13 protein-coding genes, 1 pseudogene and 1 riboswitch are annotated in these 18,070 nt (G+C 41.1%); of the genes and pseudogenes, 3 read left to right on the top strand and 11 right to left on the bottom strand.

The features are described from left to right. Nucleotides 1-100 precede the first annotated feature (100 nt). Nucleotides 101-4,741 (bottom strand): hypothetical protein, encoded by a 4,641-nt coding sequence (locus CH76_RS03835; protein WP_036143180.1) that lies wholly within the window; start codon nucleotides 4,739-4,741, stop codon nucleotides 101-103. 183 nt (nucleotides 4,742-4,924) lie between these two features. On the opposite strand from CH76_RS03835, the gene CH76_RS03840 reads away from it, so the two are divergent. Then, nucleotides 4,925-8,512 (top strand): S-layer homology domain-containing protein, encoded by a 3,588-nt coding sequence (locus CH76_RS03840; protein ID WP_036143182.1) that lies wholly within the window; start codon nucleotides 4,925-4,927, stop codon nucleotides 8,510-8,512. Nucleotides 8,513-8,559: 47 nt separating this feature from the next. On the opposite strand, the gene CH76_RS03845 is transcribed toward CH76_RS03840, so the two are convergent. The 3 genes from CH76_RS03845 to CH76_RS03855 form a co-directional block, all read right to left on the bottom strand. Further along, nucleotides 8,560-8,823, bottom strand: coding sequence for a hypothetical protein (locus CH76_RS03845; RefSeq protein ID WP_036143185.1), 264 nt, complete (start codon nucleotides 8,821-8,823; stop codon nucleotides 8,560-8,562). A 133-nt stretch (nucleotides 8,824-8,956) separates the two neighbouring features. Further along, nucleotides 8,957-10,069: an acyl-CoA dehydrogenase family protein gene (locus CH76_RS03850; protein ID WP_036143187.1), complete on the bottom strand. Its 1,113-nt coding sequence runs from the start codon at nucleotides 10,067-10,069 to the stop codon at nucleotides 8,957-8,959. After that, nucleotides 10,062-11,450 (bottom strand): LLM class flavin-dependent oxidoreductase, encoded by a 1,389-nt coding sequence (locus CH76_RS03855; RefSeq protein WP_036143191.1) that lies wholly within the window; start codon nucleotides 11,448-11,450, stop codon nucleotides 10,062-10,064. Before CH76_RS03855 ends, CH76_RS03850 begins: the two co-directional genes overlap by 8 nt. Nucleotides 11,451-11,655: 205 nt before the next feature. Between CH76_RS03855 and CH76_RS03860 the strand changes: the two genes are divergently transcribed. Then, the gene (locus tag CH76_RS03860; RefSeq protein WP_036143193.1) at nucleotides 11,656-12,045 is read left to right on the top strand and encodes a tautomerase family protein; all 390 of its coding nucleotides are present in this window, start codon (nucleotides 11,656-11,658) and stop codon (nucleotides 12,043-12,045) included. A 33-nt stretch (nucleotides 12,046-12,078) separates the two neighbouring features. Here CH76_RS03860 and CH76_RS03865 read toward each other — a convergent pair whose 3' ends face one another. The 5 genes from CH76_RS03865 to CH76_RS03885 all read right to left on the bottom strand — a co-directional run bounded on the left by CH76_RS03865 (nucleotide 12,079) and on the right by CH76_RS03885 (nucleotide 16,501). Next, nucleotides 12,079-12,717, bottom strand: a complete 639-nt coding sequence (locus CH76_RS03865) for a carboxymuconolactone decarboxylase family protein (RefSeq protein ID WP_036143196.1) — start codon at nucleotides 12,715-12,717, stop codon at nucleotides 12,079-12,081. Between the two features lie 80 nt (nucleotides 12,718-12,797). Then, nucleotides 12,798-12,901: riboswitch (SAM riboswitch) on the bottom strand. Nucleotides 12,902-12,960: 59 nt separating this feature from the next. Then, nucleotides 12,961-13,710, bottom strand: a complete 750-nt coding sequence (locus CH76_RS03870) for a hypothetical protein (RefSeq protein ID WP_036143199.1) — start codon at nucleotides 13,708-13,710, stop codon at nucleotides 12,961-12,963. A 183-nt stretch (nucleotides 13,711-13,893) separates the two neighbouring features. Continuing rightward, nucleotides 13,894-14,208 (bottom strand): hypothetical protein, encoded by a 315-nt coding sequence (locus CH76_RS03875; RefSeq protein ID WP_036143201.1) that lies wholly within the window; start codon nucleotides 14,206-14,208, stop codon nucleotides 13,894-13,896. 201 nt (nucleotides 14,209-14,409) lie between these two features. Beyond that, nucleotides 14,410-16,122: a transglutaminase domain-containing protein gene (locus tag CH76_RS13455; protein ID WP_051910228.1), complete on the bottom strand. Its 1,713-nt coding sequence runs from the start codon at nucleotides 16,120-16,122 to the stop codon at nucleotides 14,410-14,412. Nucleotides 16,123-16,201: 79 nt separating this feature from the next. Next, nucleotides 16,202-16,501 (bottom strand): hypothetical protein, encoded by a 300-nt coding sequence (locus tag CH76_RS03885; protein WP_036143203.1) that lies wholly within the window; start codon nucleotides 16,499-16,501, stop codon nucleotides 16,202-16,204. Nucleotides 16,502-16,610: 109 nt separating this feature from the next. On the opposite strand from CH76_RS03885, the gene CH76_RS03890 reads away from it, so the two are divergent. Further along, nucleotides 16,611-16,907 (top strand): hypothetical protein, encoded by a 297-nt coding sequence (locus CH76_RS03890; protein WP_036143207.1) that lies wholly within the window; start codon nucleotides 16,611-16,613, stop codon nucleotides 16,905-16,907. 447 nt (nucleotides 16,908-17,354) lie between these two features. Here the strand turns inward: CH76_RS03890 and CH76_RS03895 are convergent, their stop codons facing one another. After that, nucleotides 17,355-17,645, bottom strand: coding sequence for a hypothetical protein (locus CH76_RS03895; protein ID WP_036143209.1), 291 nt, complete (start codon nucleotides 17,643-17,645; stop codon nucleotides 17,355-17,357). 25 nt (nucleotides 17,646-17,670) lie between these two features. Beyond that, nucleotides 17,671-18,070, bottom strand: a pseudogene (locus tag CH76_RS13895) (Appr-1-p processing protein); the annotation flags it as partial.

Below are 18,070 nucleotides of genomic sequence, written 5' to 3' on the forward strand. Positions count from 1 at the left end.
TGGCAGACATAACTTCAGCGACAGTAAGTGGCATAGTGAGTGTAACTTACTTGCTGTCAGTTATAGTATAACCTTCCTATTCTGAACAAAAACTGAACGCTTAATTTTTAAGCTGCAGTTTACCGTCTTTTATAATTGCTTTATAATCTTTTCCTTCTAATTTATTACCTACACTATCCGTTACATCAGAGGTTGTAAGCGTAATCTCGTTTGTAGCAATAATCTCAGGCTCATTAAAGGTTAAAATCAGTATGTCATTATCTCCTGATGGTGTAACTTTAGTAGCTGGTTTACCCCCTAAACTAAATTCGCCTAATAAAGTTGGGTCTAGTGCCTCTGAATACGTAATAATCACTTCATTTACTGCACTTGTACCACCTTTTAATTCCCTTAGAGCTAACGTAAAACTTGCAGTTGCATCTTTATCAAGCGTAGTTGCCGTCAATAGTTTACTTGCTTCTGCATGTTTAGTAAGTGCTTCTACTACCTCACCTTTAGTAGCTACTTTAATTTCATTGTCCACTTTTTTAGAGCCAATAGAAAGCGTAACTTTAGTACCCTCTACTTTTACTGTTGTAGGCATAACTTGCGTATCACGATTTGTTGCTTGTACAATCGCAAGCTGTACATTATTACCCTCTACACCTTGTGGAACAGCTGTAAAGATGACATCAAAGTGTGTTAAAGAAGCCGCTTGTTGTTGTTTAACTGTTCCAGTAATCGCTTTAACTTCAGGTGGCGTAGTATCAATTGCTAATGTGAAAGGCTCATTATCCATATCTATTACAAACGCTTCACCTGTACTATCAGTAACCTCAAAGCTTTCTATTGTTATAGAAGCTGTACCTGTTGCTTTTTCTTCAATTTTCTCTGCCTGTGATTCAATAACCTTTTCGTTATTAGAGTAAAATTCAATACGCTTAATTTTGTTAATTGGCTTTCCATATCCATCAAATAACGCTAGCTGTGTTAGTAATACTTCTGATAGCTCTTTGTCTGGTTGACTCTTAAGGTAGTTATCAATCACATGCACAGTTGGTTTTTTACGATTGTCTATAAGATTAAACGTCTCTTTTATTTCTTTACCGTCTACTGTTGCTGTTAAGGTGAATTGCGTCTTAGCTTGTTTGCGTAACTCTTTTGCGTCAAGTGCAAGTGGTTCTGTCATTTGTAGTCCATCTAAATAAATATCTGCTGACAGCTCTTCAACTGGTTTATTATTTTGATCTACGGCATAAAGCGTTGGTGTCATTGTTGATGGTTTACCGTCTTCTTCTACAAAGTAAAGGTCATGCACATTAAAGAATTTATACCCAACTGCTTCTTTACTTGGCTCTTCTACATGAACATAAAGTGTTTGCATACGTCCACCATAGGTAATGACTACCTCTGCGCTACCCGCTTCCTTACCTATAACCGTTAATAAATCATCAACTACCTCAAGTTTAACTGCATCGCTAGGCGAGCCCTTTATCTCAAAGTTAATATCTTTAGGATCAATAGCAATGGTTTCACCGTACTGGTCTTTACCTATTACTTCTACAATTTGTGAATCAAAGCCCGTTACACCTTTTATTAATTGTAATTGGTTAGTAGACAATACAATTTCATTGAGAACACCTACGGATTTAACTGCTAGTGTGATGGCCTTTTTAATTTCTTTACCTTCATTGTCTAATACAGCTGCACCATCTTTATCCATTAAACTAATGGTGATTGTAGCACGACCATTGGCAACAGGTGTTAACTTACCTGTTAGTTTATCGATACGTAGTACGGCATCGGCTGAGGATGTGTACTCGAGATGCATACCATCTTTGAGCTCGCTATCATTTGAAAATTGGTCACGTAATGAGACTTGTAAATATTTATCTTGCGTAGTCGTCGTTACTAAGGTGTCTTGCACAAACTCTACGTCTTCATAGTCTGCCTTTAACAGTACAGCAGGCGGTGTAGCAGGCGGTGTAGCAGGCGGTGTAGCAAGTGTCCAAAACTCAGCAATTTTACGAGGAGCCGCCACACTAGACTCCGCAGTAATTACCGCAGAAGTTGTAGCACGTTCGGCGGTTATAGTGATAGTAAAGCTACCTGTCGCATTTGCTGCTAAACGAATGAAGCCCTGCCCTGTCACAAAATTATGCTCGGCGTTCGTACCGTTGACTGTAACAGTTACATCATCCGTAATATCCACACCATTTACGTCAAATACTTGATAGGCTACTTTACGTCCTTGTACTACAGTTTGACGTGCCATTTTAATAGATTTCACAGCGCCTACTTTATAATTGTAAACGTGTTCCGCCTTGTCTTCTTCGCCACCAAGCACCATTTTTAGTTTATGATCTATATTTTTTGCCATACGATCACGGAACACTACTGTAGCTGTCATGCCGTCAGGTGACAGTACAACACTTTTTGCCTTTAATGTTGTTTTGCCATCCGCTGTAATAGCCTCTACCATATCACGTGTAAGTTTGCTTACTGAGCGATTAAACGTTACATCAATCGTATGTGAGTCCTTCGGTGTCACCTTTACAATCTCTGATAGCGCAACCTCAAAGCTCGCCTTAACTTTCGTCGCTCCAGAAGAAATCTCAACCTCTGTTTTACCTTTTTTCAAGCCACTAATTGTTAGCTCATAATGTGATAGCTTGCCGTTTTTTTCAATCGCCTCAAATAATTGCCCGTCTTTTGATACGAGATCAATGATATTAGGGTCTAGCGACTTAGCACTTAAAATCGCCTTTGGCATAATCTTGCCGTACTGGTCTAGTGGCTCTACTTTAATCACTAGCGTATCGTTAATTCCTACTACGCCTGACTGTGGTGTCATTTTTAATTGTGCTAGCTGACGTGGTGCTGTCACCGTTAGCTTAATTACACTGTCAACTTTAGGTTGTACTTGCGTTGAAGTAACTGTTAACGGATGTTCGCCCTCTGTAAATGATGTGGGATCTATTTTCACTGCAATATGTGTTGCCTCGTTACTTGTTACTTCTTCGTAGCTAGTACCCTTCTTTTTCACATACTTTAGCTTGCTCTTATCAGCATTCAACTTAGTTATATCAACATCATTAAGCTTCATTTCAACGTCTTTTGTATTCGTAAATACTAGCGGGGCATATATCGCATCTGTATCATCTGCTGCAAAGCTAATTGGCGCACTCTCTATTTTCATTAGCGTTGGTGTTGGCTTAACTTTAACAACTTGCTCACCTGTAACTTCGCCAATTTTTGCGGTAATTTTTACATCGCCTTCATTTTGAAGCGTGAGGACATCACTTTGATTACCAGCGAGCTTTTTAGCATCCCCTACTGTCCAGTCAACTTTTTGATTACGCATTTCTGTACCGTGTTGGTCAAATACTTTAGCTGTTACTGGTAAGTCATCGCCATTATAATAATCACCAGGTGTAACAGCTACTTCAATTTTAGCTGGCTTTGGTGCAGCAAGGACTGTAATCGTTTGGCTCGCTGTTTTACCATTAACAGTTGCGGTTACGACTACACTACCACTGTTTTGTAGCGTAACTTTTTCAGTTAAACCACCTGTTAATTGAAGGCTACCTACTTGCCAGTCAACTTGTGCTGTCTTCATTTCTTCACCGTATTGGTCAAATACTTTAGCCTTAACTGTCATGTCCTGACCTTCGTAAAATGGCTTAGTGGTATCTAATGCCAGCTCAACGCGCGCTGCCTCAGCTGGAGCAAACTCATTGACGGTTGTGGTAAGTGTTGTGCGCTCTGTACGCCCTTTCACTTTAAAACTAAATGTCGTTTCGATTGTAGATTTTGGCATTAATTTATTTTTAAGCGTTAGTACACCACTACGGAAAGTATAGTCGCTCGTCGCAAGCGCCTTGCCATCTAGCACTACTTTTTCTAGTACGGTTGTTGTAGGCAACTCCGTTGTATCGCCATACTGTGTAACACCTACGTAGCGTAGCTCAGCATAATCAAACTTGCCATTTACTACAATGCTCGCGTCTACAGTGCTTGGTCCCTCAATACGTTCGACAAACGGTGTTTCGTTTTTAATTGTAACGTTTTTAATCGTTGTCTCTGCCCAGTCTCCAGCAATAGTTACGTTGTAGCTCACATTATTATGTAATCGCTTGCCGTCAATCACACGGAAAATCGCCTCATTATCGTACACACCACTACGCGCATACATTAAACGAAAGACCTCTCCGTTATGCTCAAGCTCAATAAACTCCCCTGTAATTAGCGCTTCAATATTTTTGGGCGGCTTAGAAAATTTAATTGTGACTGCGTTAGGCACGTCACGCATTGTTATAATATCTGAAATAACGACGGGCTTAATCGTTGGTGCAGGTGGTTTTGGCACAGTAACCGTAATGTCACCATCTTTACCATCTGTTTCGACCTGACCGTCATAACTCGCATTAAGACGTGTGATCTCACTTTCAGATAAATATTTTTTATCCTCAATTAGCTTGGCAAAAATAGCAGACATTGGTTTGTTTTTGGACTTAGCTAACTCTTTTGAGTAATCACCAATAGCAAATACATGCCCAGTGGTAATTTCCACATGCGTTACGCTTTTTCCTTGTGCTAATAAATCTGCCATATCGCTCGCAGGGAATACATACGTCTGCCCATCAATTTGAGCATATACTGAACGCAACTCATACGTTTGTGCTGCCGCATAGGGTGCGACAGTCGATGTTGCTAATGCTAACGCAATAAGCGAAGCACTTGTCTTTTTTGTTTTATTCATCCTTCATCCTCCTTAGAAAAAAGTTACACTTCCTTCTATTGTACATGAGAAAATTTAACTAGTGCAATAGACGCTTTGCATTCCAAAAGTTTTTATGACGTTTTAACGATAAGCCTATGTATTATCAAATAATTGCCGATATAATGTAGTAAAGAGTAATGATATGCGAGGAGAGATACGAACGTGAAAAAATTTTTACATTACACGATTGCCGCTTCACTTGTTGTACCAGCAACAGTTGCTTTTGTTGGTGAGCCGATGCAAGCAAGCGCTAAGACGACAACCATTGGTGATTTACCCGCTACTTCTACTACAACAAACGTAGCTAATACGTATAAAGAGCTAGAGCGTTTAATTGACGTGCGCCTTATTAATCGCGAGAGTCGCTTTGAGTTGCATTTTAACCGCGGTAGCAATACATCCCTAGCCATCAAAGATGTTAAAAAACATATCGAAGACTATATAGCTGATACGTTTAACTTTAAAGAAGCACAGCCGTATGTTGGTTGGTCCATTAAGGATTTTGATATCGAAACAATTGATAGCGAACAAAAAATGACTTTTGTTGTTAAACCAACTTTTTACACAACACTGTCACAAGAGAAAGATGTTGATAAGGAAATCAAAGCGATCTCTAACGAAATTATTACAGCGTCAATGACGGACTTCGAAAAAACGCTAGCCATTTACGAATACATAGCCAAATTTGATTTAACGAAGGACCGCACAAAAACAGATGCTCAATCTCCTTACACTTTATTAAAGGATAAGCGCGGAACATCGCGTGCCTTTGCACTCATTGCCCTACGTTTGCTTGAGTATAATGACATCCCTGTTAAAGTTATTAACGGCGAAATACTAGGCGATGTTAACGATAATTTAGATGTAAATCATTTTTGGAATTTAGTTTATTTAAACGGTAGTTGGTACCATCTTGATAGCGCATTAGGCGCAGGCTATACAGGACAAACGGAGAGCTTCCCTTATGAGCACTTCTTATTAAGTGATGCTACTATGCAAACGAGCCATCAATGGATTGGCTACAGCACACTACCTGCAACAAATACCCAATACGAAAAATATCGCTACTGGAAAAAAATGCAGCTAGCTAATAAGCACCTCATTTATATTAACGGCAAAGATTTACGCGATGAGTTAGGTGTTGATACTACCATTTTACAAGGCTACCGCGTAAAAGATTTTGTTTATGATGATGTAAACAACTGGATTTACTTTATTGGACAATCACATGGCAATTACTTATATAAAATACGCCCTGATGGTGAGCGTTTTGAGATTGTTAGCCGTGACCGTGGTAAATCTATAGCCATTGAAGAAGTAGAGCGCAAAGACAAGCCGTCTGAATATCGTCTTGTGTATGAGCGTGCAAGTGGTGGTAAACAAACAACAAAAATTGAGCCACAAGCTGAGGTGGACAAACGTGAAGCTGAAGTAATTGAAAAGCTCATTCTTCGTTTACCTACAAAACCAAACGTACGCCAAATTGCAGAGGTACGTGCTAAATATAACTTACTACCAATTGAAGCACGTAAATATTTATCCTTTGAAGCATCTATGCGCTGGGCGGCGGCACAAGCTGAGCTAACACCTGCTCAAAACCAAGCGGCAGATATTGCCGTACAAATCGCTATGTTAGAAGAACTAAAACCAAGCTTCCGCACAGATGTAGAAGCTGCACGTGATGCCTATACAAACCTATCTGCTGCACAGCAAAAAGATGTGTATAACTATCGCGACCTTGAACGTGCCGAAAAACAAGTACAAGACAACCTATCACTTGCCTTGCGCCTAGACCGTGATATTGAAAAGTTGGACGTGGATGTTACTGCCTATCAAGACAATGTAATGCGCTATATGGAGCGCTTAAATGATATGACTTTTGCGCAACAAGTGCTTGTAGTAAAAGACCGTGAGCTATTTGATAAAAAGCGCGAGGTGCTAAAACATATTGCAATTGCCGCTGACTTTGACTACCGCGTTGAGATGCTTGAAGAAAATGACCCACGCATTGTAGATAAAGTACATGCACTACGTAAACTTTATGATGACATCCATGTGGTGCAAGACCGTAATATTAAACGCTATGACCGCCTTATCACACTAGAAAAATATATAAAAAAACTACAAAGTGATGTAGCTAAATGGCAAGGTGACGTAGATGCACTTTACGTTCACTACCAAGAGGTACTGAGTGACGCTACAAAAGTAGTGAGTGATGCATTTGTACGCAACACCATCGATTACCGTGAAGTATACGATAAAATGAAAACCTCTGAACAAATGATTGTTAAAGCCACTGAAACCAAACTAACTGAAATGGAAGAGTGGGCCAAACAAACTTTCCGCACAGCGGAGGTCAAAGATATCGAAACAGAAATTGATAAGCTGTCGATTGATTTACGCGAAATTGAAGAACGTATGAAGCCTGTGTTAGAGAGCTACTATAAACTATCACAAAATGAGCAGCTTAGTGTTAAAAACTATAAAAAGCTGATTGATCTTGAAAAATGGGTCGTTTATAAAAAAGATATTAATGCGGTGATTGATAAAATCGCAAAAATTACTAAAGTATCTGGCTGGGCTGCATTTAAAAACGCCACTTATGAAGCGCGCTTTGCCTACGACAACTTAAGTGACTATGCCAAATCCAAAATTTCGAACTATAGCGACTTAACCGCCGCAGAGAAAAAAATTAAGGAAGGCAACCCTGACGAACCAACTATCGAAAAACCAAAACCACCAATCTCGTCAAAAAACAAGGTAGAAGTTAACGGTACAGAGACACCTTTAGGCTATACATTTAAATTAACAAACGACATTGTACGTGACACTATTTCAAGTGAGGGTATTAAAGATTTAGAGTTGCGTGCAGGTGGTACAACTATTGCGATTAAAAGTGGCTCTGCTAATGAGCGCCTTGCCCTACTCTCCGAAGCAGAAGTGAATTTATCCATTATTAAGGATCACGCTGTAACGCTAGATGTAACATTGGTAACAGGCAATCAAAAACGTCAACTCAAAACATTTGATGACTACATTACCATTACATTACCTACCTCTAGCGTAATGGCAGACAGCTATGACAAGGTTATGTTAAACGATGATGGCAATAACTTTGCCTCACTGCCCTTCCTAGACGAAGGCAATCGCATTATTTTAAAACCACGCACAATTGGTAGCTATTATGTAAAAGATTACTTTGCTAACTTTACTGACTTACGCACTACGGATTATGCAGACGCGATTGATTTTTTAGCCAACCGCTATATTGTGCACGGTGCAACACCAACAACCTATAAACCAAATGCGCTATTAACACGCGCCCAGTTTTCACGTATGGTCGCACGCTCATTAGATATTATGAACACACCAACAGCACCTACAAATTTTGTGGATGTAAAGGGTAAGGATTTTGAGCAAGAAGTTATGGCATTACAAAAATTTGCGATTATCAAAGGCTCAACGCCTGATTACTTTAATCCTTATGCCAACCTAACGCGTCAGCAAGGGCTTGTGATGATGAAGCGTTTACTAGAAAGCTTAAACTTTACACTTGATTATGATGGTTATGCACCATATTTAGATGATTGGCATTTACTTAGCGCTGAGGCACAGGAAGCCTACATTGCGCTAGAGCATCTTGACCTCATCAATGTAGATGACGGTAAATTTTATCCAGGGCAATACCTAAAACGTGATGAAATGGCACATATGTTGCACCAAACATTACAAGAAGCCCAGCTATACTAACCAAAAAAAGCAACACTCACCATTACGGCGAGTGTTGCTTTTTTGCCTTAACTAATACCAATAACCTCAAAAACATTTTTAAAATCCTCAAGAGCTTTCTTTAATGTAACAGCTTCAGCGGCTTCATTTGCCTTACCTTGAGCATTACGTGCCTTAATAATAACTTGCATTAACTCTGCCATTGTTTCAGGTGTACGTAAATGATTAGCCTTACCAGATGTGGCATACATTACACCGTCAATTTTTACAGAGATTGTAGAAGAAGTAATAGTAGCTACATTTGTAATACGCTGTAGCTGTTGCGCTAACACTACCTTGCTATTCTCGCCTTATGACTTATAGCGAGCCTACACTACACGTGCGACTTTCATCGCATGCAGCGTGCTATCAGCAATACTTCTTACTGTTATTTCCCCACTTATTAGTATAAATGGTAAGTCCCTTTTAAGCTAGCACTGCCTGTGCAAGTAAGCGTAGGATTTCGTCATCAGCGGGTGGGTTATGAAGCCCTGCGCGTACATTAAGGTAGTAGCGATGCAATGGGCTATCTGCAGTAAGTCCGTGCGAACCGCAAATGCGTAGTGCCTTGTCTGTAATAGCGATGGCATTGTTAACAGCTGTACTTTTAGCCGCTAACAAATCCTCTAATTTTACCGTACCCGCATCAAACTCACGCGCTACACCATGCAATAAATAACGTGTCTGGCGCAACAATAACTCGATTTCACCAATGCGTTGTTGTACGGCTAGTGTTTCGCTAATCGGTTTACCTAAACTAGCAGGGCTATACGTCTTAGCAAAGGTTACAGCATAGTCACGCGCTGCCTCCGCAATACCTAAATAACATGCGGGAATATGTAACAGCCCTCCTGGCGAGCGTGTTACGCTACGCGCAATTTGTGCTTGTTGTACCAAATAACTCTCAGGCACAAAAACCTCACGCAACACAATATCATGACTTGCTGAGCCACGTAGCGCCACACTATCCCATACAGGCAATACCTCAACACCATCTGCCTTACAAGGCACTAAAAAGAAACTATCCACCCCGTCTAAATTAACGCCTGTAATCATGTAATCTAACATTGGCGAAAGTGTGGCAAACGATTTATGTCCGTTTAACACATAACCACCATGTACTTTACGTGCTGTTGTCTTCATAGTAGCACCGCGTGTAGGGCTTCCACTTCCTCGCTCTGACATAACTAAATTAACAAGTGCACCTTGTGCCACCTCACCAAGTAAAAAATCATAGGTTTCCTTAGGCCATGCCTTGTTATGGCGTAGCCCAAGCAAAGTGCCCATATGCCACCCTACCGCAATGGCAGTAGCCCCGTCTCCTTTAGCAAGTAGCGTTTGGTACTTTACGAGTTCATACGCAGAAAGACTTTGCCCTCCGTAGGCTTCAGGCAACATTAATTTAGTGTAACCAAGTGCTACGAGCTCGCGTACATTGTCATAAGGAAAGCTACCAAGTGCATCAAGCGCTGGCTCGCGCGCTTGAAAAATGGGGATTAATGCTTCAATCGCCTCTGTTAGTGTAGTTGTATTAGGCATGTACCTCACCTCCAACACGCACTGACTTGCCATAATGATTGGCTTTTAGGTGCTGTTGGTTTTTGCCCAAATAATGTTCACGCAACGTTTCGCCCTCATAATCAGTACGGTAAATCCCACGCTTTTGTAACTCAGGCACAACATAATCAACAAATTCCTCAAAGGAAGCAGGGTTAACAACTTGTCGGATATTAAAGCCATCTGCTCCGCCTTCTTGCGATAATAACTCTAAGCGGTCTGCAATTTGTGAAGGTGTACCTACTATAATCTCTGAGCCATTCGTTAAGCCGTGATATAACACAGCGTCACGCACCGTCCAGCGGTAATTAGGATTAGTAGAGGTGTAATTTTGCAAACGACTTTGCATTGCTTGAGATGGCAAGTTTTCGACGTATTGATCAGGATCTAATTTCGAAAAATCTATCCCTGAATGCCCTGACAACAAGGCCGCCGCTCCGTCATAATCCACATAGCGCTTATAATCCTCTAGCTTGGCATAAGCCTCCTCCTCCGTTGCCCCAATGATAGGCACGACAGCCGGAATAATTTTAACATCCTCACGTTTGCGTCCATACTTTGCAAGACGCGCTGTAATATCCGCAATAAATGCCTGCAACTCAGCCACCGCATTTTTTTGGTTTTGCGTATTTGTAAAAATACCCTCCGCATGTTTTGCCGCAAACTCACGACCACGTGGTGAAGCGCCTGCTTGAAATAGTAAAGGCGTACGTTGCTTAGATGGCTCAACTAAGTGCACACCAGGTACAGTAAAGTAATTGCCTTCATGTGCAATTGCCTGTACTTTGTGTGGATTGCTGTAATGCGTCGTCTTCTCGACTGCGCCGTCTTGCCAGCTTTGCTCCCATAATTTATACACGACATCCAAATACTCCTCCGCTCGCTCATAACGCTCATCATGCGGAATTAAACCCGCAAGCCCTAAATTAATCGCTTCGCTCTCTAAATACGAGGTTACAATATTCCAACCAATGCGCCCATCTGTTAAGTGATCTAATGTCGAATACTGGCGCGCCAATTGGTAAGGCGGGATATACGTAGCTGATGCCGTAATCGCAAAGCCTAGACGTTTAGTTGCCGCAGCCATAGCTGATACCGCAAGCAAAGGATCATGTGCTGGTACTTGTACCGCTTGTGCGAGAGCCGCTTCATTACTTGCCTGATAGACATCATAAACGCCAATCACATCCGCTAAAAATAACGCATCAAATTTACCGCGTTCTAATGTCTTTGCTAAATCCGTCCAGTAGGCAAGCGTGCCATGCGCCTCTCCGTTATGTGTGGGGTAGCGCCAAAGCCCTGCTGCGTGTGGCGATACCGAATTTTGTGTAAAACCATTTAAATGAATTTGTTTTTTTGTCATTATTATTTCCTCCTCATTCTTTAGCTGTTGCTAGTTGGGGAAAGCACCATGCCTTAGCTGGTTGCTGTTGAAGTCATTAGCCCCCAAGACTTCCTTCAAACTCACAATAAGGTAAATATTTTTTCTGAATAGTAAGTTTTTTCTTGCTATAAAGCCTACTTATCTACTACACTATGAGTATCACATAGATGAGGAGTAGATTAAGATGCCACTTATTAAATTTGATATAATTGAGGGTCGCTCACCTGAGCAACTACAAACATTACTTGATGCCGCTCACGAAGCAATGGTCAATGCCTTTCAAGTGCCTGCGCGTGACCGCTACCAAATTGTGCACCAACACCCTGCTAACGAAATGATTATCGAGGACACAGGGCTTGGCTTTACACGCACAAAGGATGTTGTTGTATTAACTGTCACTAGCCGTCCTCGCACAGCTGAGCAAAAGCAAGCCTTTTACCAACAAACGGTTGAGGCCCTGCATACTAAATGCGGCATTGACCCACAAGACATCATGATTTCCATCGTTACCAATCGTGACGAAGACTGGAGCTTTGGTGTAGGCGAAGCACAGTTTTTAACCGGCAAACTATAACGTACTGAGCATAGGCCTAGCGCTTATGCTTTTTTATTGAAAAGCATTTAGCACGTTAATGCTGTGAGCAAAAGCGCTCCCTGCATTCAAAGCACTCGCTACAAAAACAGTTTCGGCTAACTCCTCTGCTGTAACGCCCTGCGCCTTTGCATTCGTTACATGTAGCTCAATGCAGTATGGGCAACCTGTAATATGAGCAATAGCTACCGCAATAATTTCTTTTTCTTTTGCTGTTAATACGCCTGGTGCTACTGCCTCATTAGAAAAATTAATAAACGTAGTAAAAGCTTCTGGTGCTAGCTTTTGTAAAGCGCCTGTCTTTGCAAAATAGGCCTTTTCATAAAGCCCTTCGTCCGTTGCACCTTCATAAGCACGCAAGCTGTTAGCGCTATGAGCAAAGGCACTACCTGCTTTTAAGGCTGTCGCTACAAAAATGGCTTCTGCCGCTTCTTCCTTAGTCACGCCTGCTTGCTGAGCTGCGCCTGTATGGATTTCGATGCAGTACGGGCAACCTGTTACAGTTGCACTGGCAATAGCAATCGTTTCTTTTAGTTTGGCTGATAGTGCGCCGTCTTTAAATACTGCCGCATTCCACTTATGAAACGCTTGATTAGGGCGCTGTGCTAATTGATTAAGTTGACCTAACTTCGAAATATCTGCTTTGTTATACATAATTAATCTCCTCTCAACAACAAAAGCCCCCCTCTCTTTGAATAGCTCAAAGAAGAGGGAGGCTTTGCTCCGTTTGTTACTCCTCATCTTTCAAGCTTGGCTTGCTGGACTTAGCACCTTTGTGTATACCACCGGTTGCTGCGGGATCATAGGACCAGTTCCTCCCCCGAACTCTTTATAAGGATTTTGTTGTTGATGACTATACTAAACGCTTTAACCTGGTAAGTCAATACGTTTTATTATTTATTCTGAAAATTCTTTTTTATGTTGTGCAATTAATGCTGACTGCCGCGCGATATAACGACGATGCGCTAATGGGTTTGCTTGTAGCTTTTGCCACTGCTCTAGCGCTAACTCAATCGTATCGTTACTGTCCTCACACATTAAGCCTTGGCGTAGTGCCGCTACAATTGTAGGCAGCGCTACTTTTTTAGTAAGCCACTGTGCCTTCTGTGACTCAATATAATGAATCTCACTTACAGTTAACGCCCGACCAAGCGCTTCAATCATAGCTTGGTAAACACGCTTAAGGCGCTCTGTCTCCCACTCAAGCATAGCTGCTTCAGCTACTGCTTGCTGACAGTCAGCTAACGTTTTAGTAAATACCACACCCTCTAAGCAAATCTCATAGCACAGCTCATGTTTAAGTATGGGGCGACGATAACTCGTCACTTCATTTACTTTTGCATCATAAATACAAGTAAAACTAATAGACGAAAAATCATAGCTATGTACGGCAGGTAGCTCGTTTAGCTGATGGGCATAGTCTTCGTGCAAGTGCGCGCCTTGTTGCTGTAGTGCCGTTACTGTAAAACTGCCCGCATCATAATGATGATGGATTTTATAGTAGCGCTGTTGTAATTGCTCATTGCCAGTTAGCGTTAAGCCGACAGCCTCGCTCCAGCTAGTTATGTAATAAATCCGTGTATCTAACGTATTTTGTATTGCGCGCTCTACAGCCGCCAATACATCATTTACTGTTCTATTATTCATTATCTAACCTCCTTCACAATTTATTACTTCCTTCATTATAGAACCTTTGTTCGTATTTTTCAAGCGTGGTGCAATGAAAAAAGAACCTATCTCTTATTATAGGTCCTTCCTCATAAATTAGCTTTCAATTAATTTAAGCTGTATGCAAACTAAAAATACGCGACTCCTAAGAGCCGCGTATTTTTAACGCACGCGTATTGCTACTGTACCCTTATCTTGCGGCACCCACTTGCTATCACGCATCACAAGTATATAGGTCGTAGTGTAATGCCATTTTCCTACTGTTTGGTTGAACTTGAGTGTAAGATCATCGCCATTGTTGAAAAAGCGTTGTGTAATAGCACCATCTTGCCCAGCGCCCATCTTCCACATTACCTCTACAATACCTGAGCCTTCCTTGCCATAATAGGGCGTAGCGATGATATGTGTGTTTTCGAACTTTGCCTTTGTAAAACCTGTCGTAATCGTCACATCCGTATCAGGCTTTTTATCATACACTAAAAAGATGCCGTAATGCTGAGACAGCTCAACTTGTGATGCCTCTTTAATACGTACTACTGGTTCCTTGCTATGCTCGCCTTATGTATTATAACGAGCCTACACTGTACGTGCAGCTTTCACCGCATACAGCGTGCCATCAATCTAGCTATTACTATTTCCCCACAACTATTATACCTATAAGCTGTCGAAAATTTCAATCTAGCGTGCAATGGTAAATTTCATACTTTGCGGCACAAGCTTGTGGTGTGTGCTCGCTACATCATCAAGCATTAAGTAATAGGTCTCGCCCGCTTGGTAAGGCGCTGCTGGACGAATGGTTAAGCTCGTACCTTGATTAACAATGGTCGTCGTAACGCGTTGCCCATACTTATCAAGCACATATACACCACTCACACTAGTAGCTGGATTACTTAATGTTACTGTCCAAACTTTAGTGGCAGGGATATTAGCCATAGCTTGTAATGGCTCAACACCCTTAATTGGGTAACTCATCGGCTCTAATGGTTTTACTACATGTACTTTATACTGTAGGGTTTGCCCTTCAAAGCTCGCTACTACTTCAGCCGCTCCTGCTTGTGAAAAATGCACCATATCATTAGCACGTACTGCACCGCTTAGCTTCCATGCTACTTGCGCTGTAACGTCCTTGCTCGTACCATCATCATAAAGTGCTGTTACGCGAAGTGGTTGCTGTGTACCTAGCACAACCTCAGCAGGTAATGCGGCAACCCACATCAGTTCTGTAACTTTTGGAGGCAATGGTTGCCCTTTATACCCTTTTACGGTCACTGTAATTTCGGTAGTGTTGGGCATACGGTGCGTTCTATAACTATAACTCACACCTTCTTGGTTACCATCCATACTACGAATAATAATATCTCCTGCTGAGCGCTTGCCTTGGTAAAGCACATCAAACGATGGTGTATGACGCGCAAATTGCTGTTGCACATAGGTTGTTAATGCCTGCTCATCCGCTGCAATTGGCACACCATTTGTCATAGCTGCCACTACATCAAGGCGACCTGTTGCGGCCAAATGTGTAAATAACTCAGTTGTTGCTCTTGGGTAAGGTGCATCGTGATTATTAAGCCCACCGTTACTCCAAAAATGATCCTTACCTATCTCTTGATCCGTTAATAAATAATAATTGTACAGCACGCGTCCTTTTACATCAGGCAATGGATCATTCCATGTAGCATCTAAATGAAACCACTTGCCACCAAGCTGTACTAAGTTCCATGCGTGATGCTCTGTTTTATGTCCATTACCTGCGTCACCGCTAATTAAGCGTACAGGTATAGTAAGCTCCTCAAGCATTTGATGCACAAGCATCGCGTAACCATTACATAACGTTTTGCCACCTGTTAAAGCAAAATACGGTGCATTCACATCTTGATTAACCCTTGGGTCATACGCTACATTGAGCACTACATAATCATGCACTGCTTTCACTTTTGCGTAATCATCCATTTGTGGCGTGACAATCGTTGGCAAAATGGTTTTAATACGCTGCTTTACAAATGCGACTTGCTCTGCCGTTTGTATGTATCGCGGTTGAAATAATAAGGTAACTCTGCCCGTATTACCTTTATAACTTAAGCCATACCCCATATAATCATAGGCTAAATACTCATCCTCACGTAACGTAGCGGAGAGTGCTGCCCTAAAATCACTAAGTACCGTCTCCCACTCGCCTTTATACGTTAACGAAATCGTTGTCTCTCGCTGTGCCATCAGCGGTTGCAATTCCAAAAAGAGCCGCTTCGCCTCTGGCGACAATGCCTCAGGCGCTACCGCTAAAGGTATAATCTCGTCTTCTTCATAATAGCCATAGTAAATTTCTTCTGCCAAAGCACTCGGCATATTACCTAAACAACTTAGTACAACTAGTACCATTAGCCACCTTTTCATACACTCACTCCTTTCTTTTATCATACCACTTTACCTTTAGCACCGAAAACGACAAAAAGCCCATTTCTGGGCTTTTTGCTTATTTTTTATTAAATTGATAGTTCGTAATGAGGAAGTCACTACCGAAGTTTGTAATGTCATACGTTACATTTTGTTTAACCGTTTTACTATACTTACCGGGCTCATTTACCACAAACGTCTCATTAACATTGAGACGATAACTGTCATTACCTAGCTCTTGAAAACTCAACACATCATATGACATAAGGTTAACCGAGATCCCCTGCTTATTTAAACCTGACAAATACTTCGTTTGACTGCCTAAATAAGGCGTAAGCGTCAAATCAGCAATATTTACACCAGTATCTAACACCGCCACTTTTACTCGCTCTTATTTTGTGAGTGTCAGGCACTCACAAAATTTAGTTATAAGTAAATGCTTATGTTACAATGAAGTTATTACGATAATTTAGGGAGGAGCATGCTTAATGCATTTTTTCGAAACGCCTTACCAACTACCAGATAAAGAAAAACATTCGGCAAAAATCACAGAAGTTAACGCCACACAAATCATAAATATTCAGCTAGCAGCGGGACAATCGATTGCTGAGCACCATGCAAAAGAAAACACAATCGTTATCGTACGTCGTGGTAAAGTTCAGTTTACAGTCGAAGGACAGCAAGTTGTTTTAACAAACGAAGCAGTATTAGCGATGGATCCGTTAGCACAACACGACCTTTTAGCAATTGAAGATACGGATTTACTATTGCTTAAAATAAAGTAAAGTTCGTGGCACGCACACAACTTAAAAAACGCCCTCCTTTGAGACTAAGGAGGGCGTTTTAGCTTGAGCCAAGTAAGTGCTGAATCACTCGCTTTATATGATTAATAGCCGTTAATCATATAACTCAAGCAATGTGGCCACTGTAAAGGAAAGGCGGATTCAAGTCCTTTACCTACAATGTCCTTATCGTGTACGATAATGCGGATATCGTACGTCTTTATTATACAGAGTAAATTATGAAATAATTCTGAACATTATATCATTATCGTACGTATTTTGAAGTGGAGTGCTTAGCACGCACACAAAATTATAGAAACATGTCGGAAAAATACAGTGGCGACAGCAATGTAGAGATAAGCTTTTGATAGCTACACCATCTATGCTAAGAAGCGGTAATCATATTTAGTATAACTTCTCGATATTCTCATTGAGAGATTATGCCTTACTTTATGCAAATGATGCAATAATAGCTTTAACTCTTTCCTCACCATAGCCTGTTACTACAGCCAGTGTAGCGACATCTACACCATTTTCATAACCATTACGTATCGTTTCTTTTTTACCTTCTTCAATGCCTTCTGCTTTACTCATTTCAATGCCTTCTTCCTTAGCATGGAGTAAACTTAATTCATGATCCCAAATGGCTTTTAAACGTGAATGATAAGAAATAGCTTCTTCAGGTGTAATGTCTAATTTTTCTAAAGTGTTATATATCTTAAAAAAATCTTCATCGCTCATCTTTTATCCTCCTTATCAAGAAAAATCACATAAACCGTATTTCATCCATCAAGTAATGCCATACTTTTTCAATGTGCTCAGTAGAGAAGATACGTCGTTTTCGTTCATCCCAGTTTTGTACCGCCTGCACTACAAAATGCTTATCTTTAGATTTTGTTGGCGCCATTTGCATAATCCATCCTACCGTAGAAAGTAATTCTAATCCATAGGGGTTTTCAAACCCATAGAACAATGCCGTCACTTGTTGTAAATAATGTTGTGCTAGTTCATTGTCTTTTAACAACATATCAGCTTGCTCTTTGGCGCCGTCAAGTAACTCAATTTCTTTAGCTGTCGCATGGTCACCATACCCTGTAATATAGTGACCTTCAAGTACTTGTAACACAAGATTTAAGTTTTCGGCATGAGGACCAAATTGGTGTTTC

It is taken from the genome of Lysinibacillus sp. BF-4 (assembly GCF_000743635.1).
In the GTDB taxonomy this organism is placed as follows: domain Bacteria; phylum Bacillota; class Bacilli; order Bacillales_A; family Planococcaceae; genus Metalysinibacillus; species Metalysinibacillus saudimassiliensis.